Here is a 12,263-nt window from a genome sequence, read left to right as displayed (position 1 = left end):
CCTCGCGAGCTGAAGCCGGAGCTTTGATCAGGCGGCAGGCCGCCAGATCACTGCGCCGGTGGGGCTGGCGTCGGCGGTGCGCACGAGCGGACGATTGCCGGTGGTGACAGCGATTTCGCGCTCGGCCGCCGCGGCAACGATCTGTTCGCGGAGCTTCTTCCACGCCTTCATGCCGTTGAGGGTTCCGGAGAACTCGATCGCACGTGAGACACCCAGAGTGGTGCCCTCAGCAGTCGAAACGAGCTGGTACACGACGTCGTCGTCGTTGTAGTGCGTCTGCGCCCAGGTGCCGTCATCCTGCGTGCGGACGCGCTTTGTGCCTTCGATGAGGGGTGCAGCAAAGACTCGGACCGTAGCCTCATCGGCAGCGAAAGTGATTGTTGCGCCGAGCCCGTCATCGCCGGCCTGACGGTCCTTCTTCGCTTCCCAGCGCTGAGCTCCAGCACGGCGGGCCTTACGCTTCAGGATCAACCCCACCACGGGCAGAACGATGACGATCGCGAGGAGGAGGTAGATGAGGATTGCTTGGTCCATGCCAATACTCTCTTGGGCCGCAAAGCCCGTTCCCGCGGTCAGCGAGTAGCCGAGGTAAGCGCCGTCTCGATGGCTTCAACGATCTCCGGCGAGTCGGGCTTCTGCTTCGGTCGGAACCGCTGAACTGAGCCGTCGGGCAGGACGAGGAACTTCTCGAAGTTCCACTCCACGCGACCGGCCTTGCCCCCGGCATCCGCTGACTGCTTCAACGCTTTGTAGAGCTCGGTGGCGTTCTTGCCGTTGACCTTGACCTTGTCGTTGACCGGGAAGCTCACGCCGTAGGTCGTCGAGCAGAACTCCAGAATCTGCTCCAGGGACCCGGGCTCCTGGCCCAGGAACTGATTGCACGGGAACCCGACAACGCTGAAACCCCGTTCGCCATAGGTGCGCTGGAGCTGTTCGAGCTGCTCGTACTGCGGGGTGAGGCCGCATTTCGACGCCACGTTGACCACCAGCAGCACGTCGGAGCCGAAGTCGTCGAGGGTCTTCTCGGCTCCTTGAGCATCAATGAACGGGATCTGGCGCAGCGCGGAATCGGTCATATCCACAGCCTATGACGCGTTGAGGCTGCAGAGGCCGGAGGGTGGGAGAATGGAGAGGACATGACTATCGCTCCTGCACCCGCGCGCGCGTTGCGCATCGGCCCGATCGCCCTCGACGTGCCTGTCGTCCTCGCGCCCATGGCGGGGATCACCAATACCGCCTTCCGCCGGCTCTGCCGTGAGTATGGTGCCGGACTCTACGTCAGCGAGATGATCACCTCGCGTGCGCTCGTTGAGCGCAACGAGACCACGATGCGACTGATCCAGCACCACGAGAGTGAGACGCCGCGCTCGATCCAGCTCTACGGCGTCGACCCGAAGACCATCGCTGATGCGGTCAAGGTCATCGTCGACGACGATCACGCCGATCACATCGACCTGAATTTCGGATGCCCCGTGCCGAAGGTCACGCGTAAGGGTGGGGGAGCAGCTCTCCCCTGGAAGACCAAGCTTTTCGCCGATATCGTCGAGCAGGCTGTGAAGGCAGCAGGAGATATTCCGCTGACGGTGAAGATGCGCAAGGGCATCGACCCTGACCACCTCACGTTCATCGACGCGGGCCGCGCCGCCGAAGATGCCGGAGCCGCCGCTGTCGCGCTGCACGCGCGCACGGCCAACGAGTTCTACTCCGGCCACGCCGACTGGAATGCCATCGGCGAGCTGAAACAGGCAGTCACAAGCATCCCTGTGCTGGGCAATGGTGACATCTGGTCGGGTGAAGACGCTGTGCGGATGATGGCGCAGACCGATTGCGATGGCGTGGTCGTCGGACGCGGATGCCTCGGACGTCCGTGGCTGTTCGGAGAGCTGGCCACGGCCTTCGGCGCTGAGTCTCGTCCGGTCGATGCGACACTCGGTTTTGTCGCGGATGCGTTCCGTCGTCATGCGGAGCTGCTCATCGAGTTCCTCGGCGACGAAGATCACGGTTGCCGCGATATCCGCAAGCACGTCGCCTGGTATTTCAAGGGCTACCCGGTCGGCAGCGACGTGCGCACCGGTCTCGCCACTGCGCAGAGCCTGGCGCACATCGACGATCTACTCGGCCAGCTCGATCATGACGCGCCGTACCCCGGTGAGGATGCTGAGGGTCAGCGCGGACGTGCTGGCCGCCCGAAGCGCACGGCGCTGCCGGAGAAGTGGTTGGATTCCCGGGACGTCGCAGCCGATGCCAGCGAGATGCTGCGAGGAGCGGAAATCGAGAATAACGGTGGTTGAGGTTCTCGCGGAGGGCTACGAGCCCCGCGACGCTGAGCGTTACGTCGCTGAGACTCACCGATCTGAGCGCGACGGCTTCGCCCGTGATCGTGCGCGCGTGCTGCACTCAGCCGCACTGCGCCGGCTCGCTGCGAAGACCCAGGTACTGAGTCCCGCCAGCACGGCTGATTTCGCCCGCAACCGTCTGACGCACTCGCTGGAAGTTGCACAGGTCGGGCGTGAGCTGGCGGTCGCGTTAGGAGTTTCTGCCGATGTCGTAGACACAGCCTGCCTCAGCCACGATCTCGGGCATCCGCCCTTTGGCCACAACGGTGAACGAGCGCTCAACGACTGGGCTGAGGCCATCGGCGGTTTCGAGGGCAATGCGCAGTCACTGCGAATCCTGACGCGTCTGGAAGCCAAGGTCCTCGACAGCAGCGAGCATTCTGTCGGGCTCAACCTCACCAGGGCGAGCTTGGATGCGACCTGCAAATACCCGTGGACAGTCGACAGTCCGATGCCGGATCCGGGCGGACGGTTGAAGTTTGGCGTCTACCCCGAAGATGAGGCCGTGTTCCGTTGGATGCGTGATGGCGCTCCCGGGCGCCTGCGCTGCATTGAAGCCGAGATCATGGATCTCTCCGATGACATCGGGTACTCGGTGCACGATTTCGAGGATGCCATCGTCAACGGCTACCTCGACGTGGCTCAGCTGTCGGATCCGGCGGAGCACCACGCTCTTGTCGGACGCATCCAGCAATGGGTCGGCTACGACTTCACGCGCGAGGAGCTCGCCGATGGTCTTTATCGGCTCACGCGTCAGCCGATGTGGCTGAAGTCGTTCGATCGTTCCCGTCAGGACCTCGCCCGGTTGAAGAACCTCACGAGCGACATGATCGGCCGTTTCGCTCGGGCTGCTGTTGCCGCGACGCGAGATGCGTATGGCGGCCCGACGCTCGCCCGCTACAACGCGCATGTCGTTGTTCCTCGCGTCGTGGAGACCGAGATCGCCGTACTCAAAGGCATCATGGGGCAGGCGATCGTCACCATTGAAGCGCGCAAGGGCGTCTACAAGGAGCAGCGTCGTGTACTCAAACGCCTCGCCGATGCGCTCTGGTCGACGGACGCGCTGTGGAACGCCGGTGAAGACGTGCTGGAGCCCGCGTTCGCTGCAGATTTCCTAGACGCGACAACTGATGCCGAGCGCTCCAGGGTCATCGTCGACCAGATCGCCAGCCTGACCGATCAGACAGCATTGGACTGGCACAACCGACTGGTGGGAGACATCGACCCGGCCGAGGTGGGCATCTGGAGCCCGCGCACCGCACGGGTCGGTTCCAACCGATCGCTGGCCGCTGCGCAAACGGTCGAAGGGGCCTTCTGACATGGCGCGGATCCGTCAAGCAGACGTCGATGAGGTGAAATCCCGCACGAACATCGCCGATATCGTCGGTGAGCGTGTGGCACTGAAGTCTGCCGGTGTCGGATCCCTCAAGGGGCTGTGCCCGTTTCACGATGAGAAGAGCCCGAGCTTCCATGTTCGCCCGCAGGTCGGTTACTACCACTGCTTCGGTTGCGGCGAGTCTGGCGACGTCTACTCGTTCCTGCGGGAGATGGACCATGTCAGCTTCACCGAGGCCGTTGAGCGGCTCGCGGGACGCATCGGTTACACACTGAACTACGAAGATGGCGGAACGGCGCCCGACAACAGTGGGCGCAGCCGGCTGTACGCGGCGAACTCCGCCGCAGCGGAGTTCTTCCGCGGCCAACTACTCACCAGCGACGCCGAAACCGGCCGTCGGTTTCTGGGCGAGCGTGGTTTCGACGCGGGCGCAGCGGCGCACTTCGGCGTCGGCTTCGCTCCGCGGGGTTGGGACGGCATGCTGAAAGCGCTGACCGCACAGGGCTTCACCCGCGACGAACTTCTGGCCGCAGGGCTCGTGTCGCAGGGGCAGCGCGGTGTCTACGACCGGTTCCGCGGACGCCTGGTGTGGCCGATTCGAGATGTCACCGGCCAGACGATCGGATTCGGTGCGCGGAAGCTCTTCGACGACGATAAGGGCCCGAAGTATCTGAACACGCCAGAGACCGTGATCTATAAGAAGGCGCAGGTCCTTTACGGACTCGATCTCGCCAAGCGTGACATCGCCCGGGGGGATCCGCGACGCGTTGTTGTCGTCGAGGGGTACACCGACGTCATGGCCTGTCATCTGGCGGGGATCACGACGGCGGTGGCAACCTGTGGCACCGCCTTCGGTACCGAACACATCAAGGTGCTGCGCCGGATCATGGGTGATGATTCCGCATCCGGCGAGGTGGTCTTCACGTTTGACGGTGATGAGGCAGGTCAGAAGGCCGCGCTGCGCGCATTCACTGAAGACGACCGCTTCAACGCACAGACGTTCGTGGCGGTTGCGCCCAATGGCCTCGATCCGTGCGATCTGCGCCTGCAGCGCGGTGATGCCGCCGTGCGTGGGCTGATGGACACCAAAGTGCCGATGTTCGAATTCGCGATCGATCGAAAGCTTGCCGGATTCGACCTGGCAACAGTCGAGGGCCAGGTGGGAGCGCTGCGCGCTGCTGCCCCGATCGTGGCCGAGATCCGGGATCGACTTCTGCGGCCCGGATACGAGCGGGTTCTCGCGCGACGGCTGGGCATGGACCCCACCGAGGTGCGCGCTGAAGTCGAGCGGGCGGCACGCGGGCAGAGTCAGACACAGGCACGACGAGAACCCGCACAGGCGGCGCCGACTGACGCTGCGAGCGCCGCTGTCGCCCCGGTGACACTGGCGAGTCTGCCGCGTACGGCGGATGTCGTGATGGAGCGTGGTGCACTGATGGGCGCCCTGCAATACGGGCACCAGGTCGATCAGCCGATGCTGGCACGGGCGCTGGAGGTGCCGTTCCGGCATCCGGCTCTCGAAGCCATCCGCGAGGTCATCGTGGCTGTGCCGGATCGCACCCGGGTCGGGTGGGCGATGGATGCAGTAAACGCCGTGCGTGAACCGTACCGCTCCCTCGCCGGCGAGCTGCTGATGACGCCGTTCCCGGCGCGCGATGAGGCTGGGGCTGTGGCGTCGACGGCCGATCTTTGTCGGCGTATGGTGCTGCGCAACCTCGATCGGGAGAAGAACGAGCTTCTCGGTGCCGTGCAGCGCGTGCCGGCAGATTCCGACGGTGGTCGCGCGCTACGAATACGATTGCGGGATCTTGACATCGAGCGTCAGCGGTTCACCGAGTCGTAACCGCCCGGTATACCGAATCCGGGGGAGGATGGGCGTTATGTCTGGCAGGTCTTCTTCCCCGTACGCGATCGACTGTTCTGATCTGGTTATCGATCGGGTCGGGCACGGCCTTGCCACCCGGGCCGTCGACGGGGTGAGCTTCGAACTCTCGCCCGGTGAGCTCATCTGCGTCGCGGGACCCACCGGCTCCGGCAAGTCGACGCTGGTGGCTGCTCTGGCAGGTTCTACCGATCCTTCGGTTCGAATCGTGGGCGGACACGCTTCGGTCTGCGGTGTGAACGTGCGAAAGCCGGGACGTCGGCACCGCGAGCTCACCTACCGCACGGGGTTTATCCCGCAGAGCGCCGGTGCGGATCTGCCGCCCACACTGACGATCAGCGAAGTGATCTCCGAACCCATTCTTATCCGTGAGAAGCGGGTGAACACCAAGGCCCTCGCGATCCGTGTCGCGACGCTCCTCGATGAGATGCACCTGCCGTTGGGAACCGCATCGAAGTTTCCGTATGAGCTGAGCGCCGGGATGCGCCAGCGGGTGGCGATTGCCCGGGCATTCGTACTCGAGCCGCGCGTACTCATCGCCGATGAGCCACTGGCCAACCTCGATCTCGAGGTTCGACCGGTCGTGTTCGATGCGATCACCCGTCGGCGCAAGGATCAGGGGCTCGGCGCATTGCTGGTCACGAACGACGCCGCATTCATCCGCGAGTTGAACGCGGAGACGTTGATGCTCAGGGGTGGGCACGTCGTTGCCCGCGGGGTGGGAAAGGACCTGCTCTGGGTGCCGAATGGGCAGTCCGATTCGCGCGTGCGGTGACCCGTTCGCCGCGTGGTTCGACGACACGCCCGAGGGCTCGGGCGATGTCGCAAGCACCTGCAGGAGTTTGCTAAGATTGTAGAGTTGCCTCGGCGACAGTGCCTGATCCCCAATAGCTCAATTGGCAGAGCAGCCGACTGTTAATCGGCAGGTTATTGGTTCGAGTCCAATTTGGGGAGCAAAACAGAAGGCGCCACATCCTCCGGGATGGGGCGCCTTCTCTCGTTGGGCGTGCGCGGCCGCCGCGGCGTAATCAGCGTGCGGCAGCGCCTGCTTCACCAGAAGCAGAAGAGGCCCCACCGGATGGTGGAGCCTCTTCAAAAACAGTGCGAGAAAACGATCAGCGTGTGGCGCCCTTCAGCGATCCGGTGATCTCCAGCGGTGTCTCGCCGGTCGGGTCAGCGGGGTCGGGCTCGTAGAGGACGCACTGCACGAGGCGGTCATCGGCGCTGTCCCAGGTTTCTTCTGTGGGCGTCAGCCACCAGAAGTCGAGCACGGACTCGAAGTAGTCGAATCCGACGAAGTCGGCGAACGCCGGCACGCACTGCGCCTCAACCTCGGCGGTGATCTCGTCATCGCTGGGCAGGGTGTCGCCGGTGAGCTCGAACTCAAAGAACACTTCGTTGGTGTGCGGCTCTTCGCAGGGCACGACGGGCGTGTCCTGGATCTCGCCGGCCGTGTCGCTCTCGGGCATGCAGTCGCCGACCTTGAGCGAGAAGATGTCGATCGTCGCCTCTTCGGTGACGTTGCCTCCGTCATCGCGCTGGGCGTCGCCGACGCCGAGCACCATGCTGCTGCATCCGCTGAGCGCAAGGCTCAGAGCAACCGCGGAGCCGGCAAAGGCCCAAGCCGTGCGTGTACGCATTTTCATTCGTCATTCCCTCATAGAAAGCTGTGGAGGGCAGGAAACATCAACCTGCCCTCAGTGAACGCTACTCAGCGTGAATATGCGCCGCAACTTTGAAAATGCGTCCGAAAAACGCTACGCGCTCAGCCATCCAGATCGTCGATGCCGGGCATCCAACTCGATCCGGGACGCCCCCATCCACGCTTGCGGGAGATCTTCTGCACAGTCTTCCAATCACTGTCAGACAGGCGATCGACATAGAGGATGCCGTCGAGGTGATCGAATTCGTGCTGCATGATGCGCGCACGCCACCCGTCGACCTCGATGCGCACGGGAGAACCGTCCAAATCGAGACCGGTCACGAGAACGCGGTCCGCTCGTCGCAGCGCGAAACGCTCACCGGGGAATGACAGGCATCCCTCGGATTCCTCTTCCGGGTCGGGGGAGCCGGGCTCCGGCGGTGACATCCACAGGACCGGATTGATCAGAACCCCGCGCCAGGGCTGGTCATCGTCGTCGACATACGCGTAGGTGTAAATGCGCAAGGCCACACCGACCTGAGGTGCGGCCAATCCGACGCCGGGAGCGGCATCCATCGTCTCGTACATGTCAGCCACGAGAGCGCGGATCTCGTCGTCGATCTCTTCGACGGGGGATGCGAGAGAGTGCAGAACAGGATCGCCCATGATGCGAATCGGTAGAACAGCCACGCCACAACCCTACTGTGCAGGTTACGCCCGGTAATGTTTTCCCTGTGAGTGCAAGCGTATGGATGACCGCGTCGGATGTCGGCGATCAGCTTGTCGGCGCATTTCAGAACCCGGCACTCCTGCTGGGGATCCCGCTCGCCCTCGCCGGCGCCGTGTTCATGTCGCTCGGAGCGCAGTATCAGCACCGTGGCGTGGAGAAGGTGGAGCGGCTCAGCGGCGCCGACGGTGCCATGGGCCTGAGCATCGAGCAGCTCAAGCGGTTGCTGACCCGCCCGTCCTGGATCATCGGCACCGTCATGCTGATGCTGGCCATCGTGTGTCAACTCGCCGCGCTCGCGGTCGCACCGCTCATCGTGGTCCAGCCGCTAGGGGCGATCGCCCTGGTGATCACTACGCTCCTCAACGCCCGCATCTCCGGACACACGCCCACGAAGAAATCGCTGATCGCGATCGGGGCCTGCGTCGGCGGCATCTTCATCTTCGTGTTCTTCGCTGCAATATTCGCCACCGAGCAAGAGATCGCGGATCGCGAGCTCTTCACGATTCTGGCGATCCTGCTGGTCGTGATCATCGCGCTCGGCGGATGCTGGCTGGTCCTGCGCCACCGCATGCGCGCGCTGTTCTACGTGGTCGGTGCCGGTATTCTCTATGGCTTCGTCGCGACGCTGGCCAAAGCGGTCATCAAACGGGTGCAGGCAGGGGAGTTCGACTGGATCACCCTGGTCTGCGTGATCGCACTCGTCGCGGCTTCTGCCGTCGGCGCATACTTCGTGCAGACCGCGTACAGCTCCGGCCCGCCAGACCTCGTCATCGCCGGTCTCACCGTCGTTGACCCGCTGATCGCCGTCCTGATCGGAATGCTGGTCCTCGGGGAGGCCGCAGCAGCCCCGCAGTGGGTTCTGGTGTGCTTCGCAGTGGCCGGTGCGATTGCCGTGTGGGGAGTGGTCGGACTCGCCCGGTACCACCCACAGGTCCTCAGCGAGAGCCAGGAGCTGGCCATTCGCCGCGGCAGCGACGGCACGGGAATCGTGGCCAATCCTCCGACGGAATCAGCGGACGGGAGCGCAGCCGAACTGCGCGGCGACGAAGACGGTGAACTGCGCGGTCAGTAAGCCTGATCGATGAGGTCTTCGGAGACCTCTGCGGCTGCTGCCTGGTCGACGAAGAAGATCGTGCGCTTGCGCCCCTTGGCGCCGGCTGCCGGCACATTTGTGTAGCTGGCGCCAGCGAGAGCGAGTCCGAGCGCGGAGGCCTTGTCGGCTCCCGTAAGCACCAGCCAGACCCGCTTGGACGAGTTGATGACCGGACGCGTCAACGTCACCCGCTCTGCCGGTGGTTTCGGCGAGTCCCGCACCGGCAGCGCCGCAGCATCCGTCTCGGTGACCTCGGTGCGATCCGGGAAGAGCGAGGCGATGTGACCATCGGGGCCGACACCGAGGAAGCACACCGCGAACGACGGCCACGGGTGTTCGTCGGTGCCGAACTTCTGCAGTTCGGCTGCGTAGTCGGTGGCCGCCTCATCCAAAGTCTTACCGCTGTCAGATGCGGCAACCTCGTGCACGTTCTCAGCCGGAACCGCGATGTGGTTCAGCAGCGCCTCACGGGATTGCACCGCGTTGCGATCGGCGTCATCAGCGGGAACGAAGCGCTCATCTCCCCACCAGAAGTGCACGAGTGACCAGTCGATCTTGTCGACCTTCGGGTGCTCGCGGACGGCCTGCAGTACGGAACCGCCCATAGAGCCGCCGGTGAGAGCGATGTGTGCGATGCGACCGTTCTTGGTGCGTGCCTTCACCCGGGTGAGGAAACGATCCGCGACGCGCTCGGCGAGAGCGGTCGGGGTCTGCTCCACGACGACGAGCTTCTCCGCGGATGCCACCATTGCGTTCAGTCTCCTGTCTCAGGCGCACCGAGCTTCTGCCAGCCCTCGGTGATCACTCGACCGTACAGGACGTCGGGGTCGAGGCGTCGGAGCTCCTCAGCAAGGCACTCGCGCAGGGTGCGTCGTGGTAGGTGCAGCTCATGGTCGGGCTGGCCGGGCTGCGTGAGCACAGCGACGCTGGTCTCAGGACGCTCGAGCAGGATATCGCCGCTGGCACGGGTGAGCCGTACCGACTTGATGCCTGCTTCCCAGTGGGACGGATCCTCGTACTGCCAGCGCACCGGCACATCCAACGACAACTGCAGCCAGGCGGCGAGCAAAGCGGTAGAGGGAGAAGCCGCAGCCCCCAACACCTCAGCCGAGGTGATTGTCTCGTACGGAGGCTGGTCGAGCACAGCAGCCAACTGCTCGCGCCAGTGCGTCAGACGCGTCCAGGCGAGATCAGTGTCACCCGGAGCATGCGACGTTCCGAGCAGGATGAGTTGCTCGCGCACATCGTCGCTGTTGGCGGCATCCGTGATCCGGCGCTGAGCGATGCGGCCCAGCGGCGATGCTGCCGGGTCGACCGGTGCTTGCTCCGGCCACCACGCAACCACAGGGGCATCGGGTAGCAGCAGACCTGTGACGAGGCTTTCCTCGTTGCTGGCCGCCGCGCCGTAGGCGCGCAGCACGACCACTTCACTGGCTCCGGCATCCCCGCCAACGCGGATCTGAGCGTCCAGATGAGCGTCACCTTCGCCCGTGGTGAGCACGATGACACGCATCGGATGCTCGCGCGAGGCATCGTTGGCGGCGTCGATAGCGGCCTCGGCGACGCCGTTGCGCGCTGAGATGATGAGGGTCAGAACACGGCCGAGAGCGACAGCGCCGCCCTCTTCACGGACCTTAACCAGTTGCTTGGCAACCTGGCTGACGGTGGTGTCGGGAAGGTCGATGATCACGGTCGTCTCCAAACGCGTCCGTCACGGGCAAGAAGGGCATCAGCGGATGCTGGCCCCCAGGAGCCGGGAGCATACTGCTCCAGCGGTCCGCCCTCGGCTGCCCAGTACTTCTCTACCGGATCGAGGATCTTCCAGCTCAGCTCCACCTCCTCATGGCGGGGAAACAGCGGTGGGTCGCCCAGCAGCACGTCGAGGATCAGTCGCTCGTAGGCCTCCGGGCTCGCCTCCGTGAAGGCATGGCCGTAACCGAAGTCCATCGTCACATCGCGCACGTTCGTGCCGGTGCCGGGAACCTTCGAACCGAATCGGATCGTGACGCCCTCATCAGGCTGCACGCGGATGACGAGCGCGTTCTGCCCGAGCTCAGAAGCATTGCTGCGCCCGAACAGGTGCTCCGGGGCGCGGTTGAACACCACCGCGATCTCGGTCACACGGCGGCCCAGACGCTTGCCGCTGCGGAGGTAGAACGGCACGCCAGCCCAGCGACGGTTCGCGATCTCCAGCTTGATGGCGGCATAGGTCTCGGTGATCGACTCGGGGTTCATGCCGTCCTCGCCGAGGAAACCATCGACCTCTTGGCCACCCTGCCAGCCACCGGCGTACTGCCCGCGCGCTGTCGCCTGGGACAGATCGTCTGGCAGTTTGACCGCCGCGAGAACCTTCTCCTTCTCGGAGCGGAGGTGCTCCGCCGACAGGCTGATGGGCTCTTCCATCGCGGTGAGTGCCAGGAGCTGCAGCAGGTGGTTCTGAATGACGTCGCGCGCAGCACCGATGCCGTCGTAGTAGCCGGCCCGCCCGCCCACGCCGATATCCTCGGCCATCGTGATCTGCACGTGGTCGACGTAGTTGCGGTTCCAGATCGGCTCGTACAGCTCGTTCGCGAAGCGCAGCGCCAGAATATTCTGCACCGTCTCCTTGCCGAGGTAGTGGTCGATGCGGAAGATCGAGTCGGCCGGGAAAGCCACCTCCAGCGCCTGGTTGAGCGCACGCGCCGAATCCAGATCGTGTCCGAACGGCTTCTCGATGACGACGCGGCGCCAATGATCGCTGTCGCGATCCTCACCGACGAGTCCCGAGTCTTTCAACTGCTTGGTCACCAGCGGGAAGGACTTCGGCGGGATGGACAGGTAGTACGCGTGGTTGCCCATCGTGCCGCGTTCCACATCGAGCTTCTCGACGGTTTCACGCAGCTTCGCAAAGGACTCCGGGTTGTCGAACTCACCGGAGACGAAACGGATGCCCTGCAGCAACTGCTGCCAGGTCTCCTCGCGGAACTCGGTGCGGGCATGCTCCTTCACCGCTTCGTAGACGACCTGAGCGAAATCCTGGTCCTCCCAATCGCGACGGGCGAAGCCGACCAGCGCAAAACCCGGGGGCAGCAGCCCCCGGTTTGCCAGGTCATACACCGCGGGCATGAGCTTCTTACGCGACAGGTCGCCGGTCACGCCGAAGATCACCAGGGCACTGGGGCCGGCGATGCGATTGAGGCGACGGTCATCGGGGTCGCGCAAGGGGTTATTGCCGCGCGAAACGGAAACGGTCATCGGTGCGGGA

The 12,263-nt window shown here is 64.4% G+C and carries 12 protein-coding genes and 1 tRNA gene; 6 read left to right on the top strand and 7 right to left on the bottom strand.

Going from position 1 to position 12,263, the window contains the following annotated elements:
- Positions 1–27: 27 nt before the first annotated feature.
- Both ACW5CM_RS08300 and ACW5CM_RS08295 read right to left on the bottom strand, forming a co-directional pair.
- Complete coding sequence (locus tag ACW5CM_RS08300; protein ID WP_457124738.1) at positions 28–534, bottom strand: hypothetical protein; 507 nt, start codon at positions 532–534, stop codon at positions 28–30.
- Between the two features lie 38 nt (positions 535–572).
- On the bottom strand, positions 573–1,076 hold the full coding sequence (locus tag ACW5CM_RS08295; protein WP_457124737.1) for a glutathione peroxidase: 504 nt from the start codon (positions 1,074–1,076) through the stop codon (positions 573–575).
- Positions 1,077–1,136: 60 nt separating this feature from the next.
- Here ACW5CM_RS08295 and dusB point away from each other — a divergent pair, with 60 nt between their 5' ends.
- From dusB to ACW5CM_RS08270, 5 genes are all read left to right on the top strand, one after another.
- A complete protein-coding gene (gene dusB / locus ACW5CM_RS08290) occupies positions 1,137–2,291 on the top strand; it encodes a tRNA dihydrouridine synthase DusB (RefSeq protein WP_438255779.1) in 1,155 nt (384 codons plus the stop codon).
- On the top strand, positions 2,242–3,654 hold the full coding sequence (locus ACW5CM_RS08285) for a deoxyguanosinetriphosphate triphosphohydrolase (protein WP_438255780.1): 1,413 nt from the start codon (positions 2,242–2,244) through the stop codon (positions 3,652–3,654). The genes dusB and ACW5CM_RS08285 overlap by 50 nt, the downstream gene beginning before the upstream one ends.
- A gap of 1 nt (position 3,655) precedes the next feature.
- Entirely contained in the window at positions 3,656–5,515 is a 1,860-nt protein-coding gene (gene dnaG, locus ACW5CM_RS08280) for a DNA primase (RefSeq protein WP_439254351.1), read from the top strand.
- Between the two features lie 37 nt (positions 5,516–5,552).
- Complete coding sequence (locus ACW5CM_RS08275) at positions 5,553–6,329, top strand: ATP-binding cassette domain-containing protein (protein WP_438255782.1); 777 nt, start codon at positions 5,553–5,555, stop codon at positions 6,327–6,329.
- 106 nt (positions 6,330–6,435) lie between these two features.
- Positions 6,436–6,508: transfer RNA gene (locus tag ACW5CM_RS08270), tRNA-Asn, on the top strand.
- Between the two features lie 161 nt (positions 6,509–6,669).
- Here ACW5CM_RS08270 and ACW5CM_RS08265 read toward each other — a convergent pair.
- Together ACW5CM_RS08265 and def are read right to left on the bottom strand one after the other, a co-directional pair.
- Positions 6,670–7,200 carry a septum formation family protein gene (locus ACW5CM_RS08265; RefSeq protein WP_439254353.1) on the bottom strand — a complete coding sequence of 177 codons (531 nt, stop codon included), beginning with the start codon at positions 7,198–7,200 and terminating at the stop codon, positions 6,670–6,672.
- Between the two features lie 119 nt (positions 7,201–7,319).
- Positions 7,320–7,886 (bottom strand): peptide deformylase, encoded by a 567-nt coding sequence (def, locus tag ACW5CM_RS08260; protein ID WP_438255784.1) that lies wholly within the window; start codon positions 7,884–7,886, stop codon positions 7,320–7,322.
- A gap of 62 nt (positions 7,887–7,948) precedes the next feature.
- Here def and ACW5CM_RS08255 point away from each other — a divergent pair, with 62 nt between their 5' ends.
- A complete protein-coding gene (locus ACW5CM_RS08255) occupies positions 7,949–8,998 on the top strand; it encodes a DMT family transporter (protein ID WP_438255796.1) in 1,050 nt (349 codons plus the stop codon).
- Here ACW5CM_RS08255 and pgl read toward each other — a convergent pair.
- The 3 genes from pgl to zwf are packed head-to-tail and all read right to left on the bottom strand — an operon-like array spanning position 8,992 to position 12,253.
- A complete protein-coding gene (pgl, locus tag ACW5CM_RS08250) occupies positions 8,992–9,768 on the bottom strand; it encodes a 6-phosphogluconolactonase (protein ID WP_438255785.1) in 777 nt (258 codons plus the stop codon). The two genes, ACW5CM_RS08255 and pgl, sit on opposite strands and share 7 nt — an antisense overlap.
- A gap of 5 nt (positions 9,769–9,773) precedes the next feature.
- On the bottom strand, positions 9,774–10,709 hold the full coding sequence (locus ACW5CM_RS08245) for a glucose-6-phosphate dehydrogenase assembly protein OpcA (RefSeq protein WP_438255786.1): 936 nt from the start codon (positions 10,707–10,709) through the stop codon (positions 9,774–9,776).
- Entirely contained in the window at positions 10,706–12,253 is a 1,548-nt protein-coding gene (gene zwf / locus ACW5CM_RS08240; RefSeq protein WP_438255787.1) for a glucose-6-phosphate dehydrogenase, read from the bottom strand. Before zwf ends, ACW5CM_RS08245 begins: the two co-directional genes overlap by 4 nt.
- Positions 12,254–12,263: the final 10 nt, after the last annotated feature.

Source organism: Microbacterium wangyouchuni, assembly GCF_054072595.1.
Note: the sequence above shows the minus strand (reverse complement) of the source record. Positions and strands in the feature narration are given on the sequence as shown.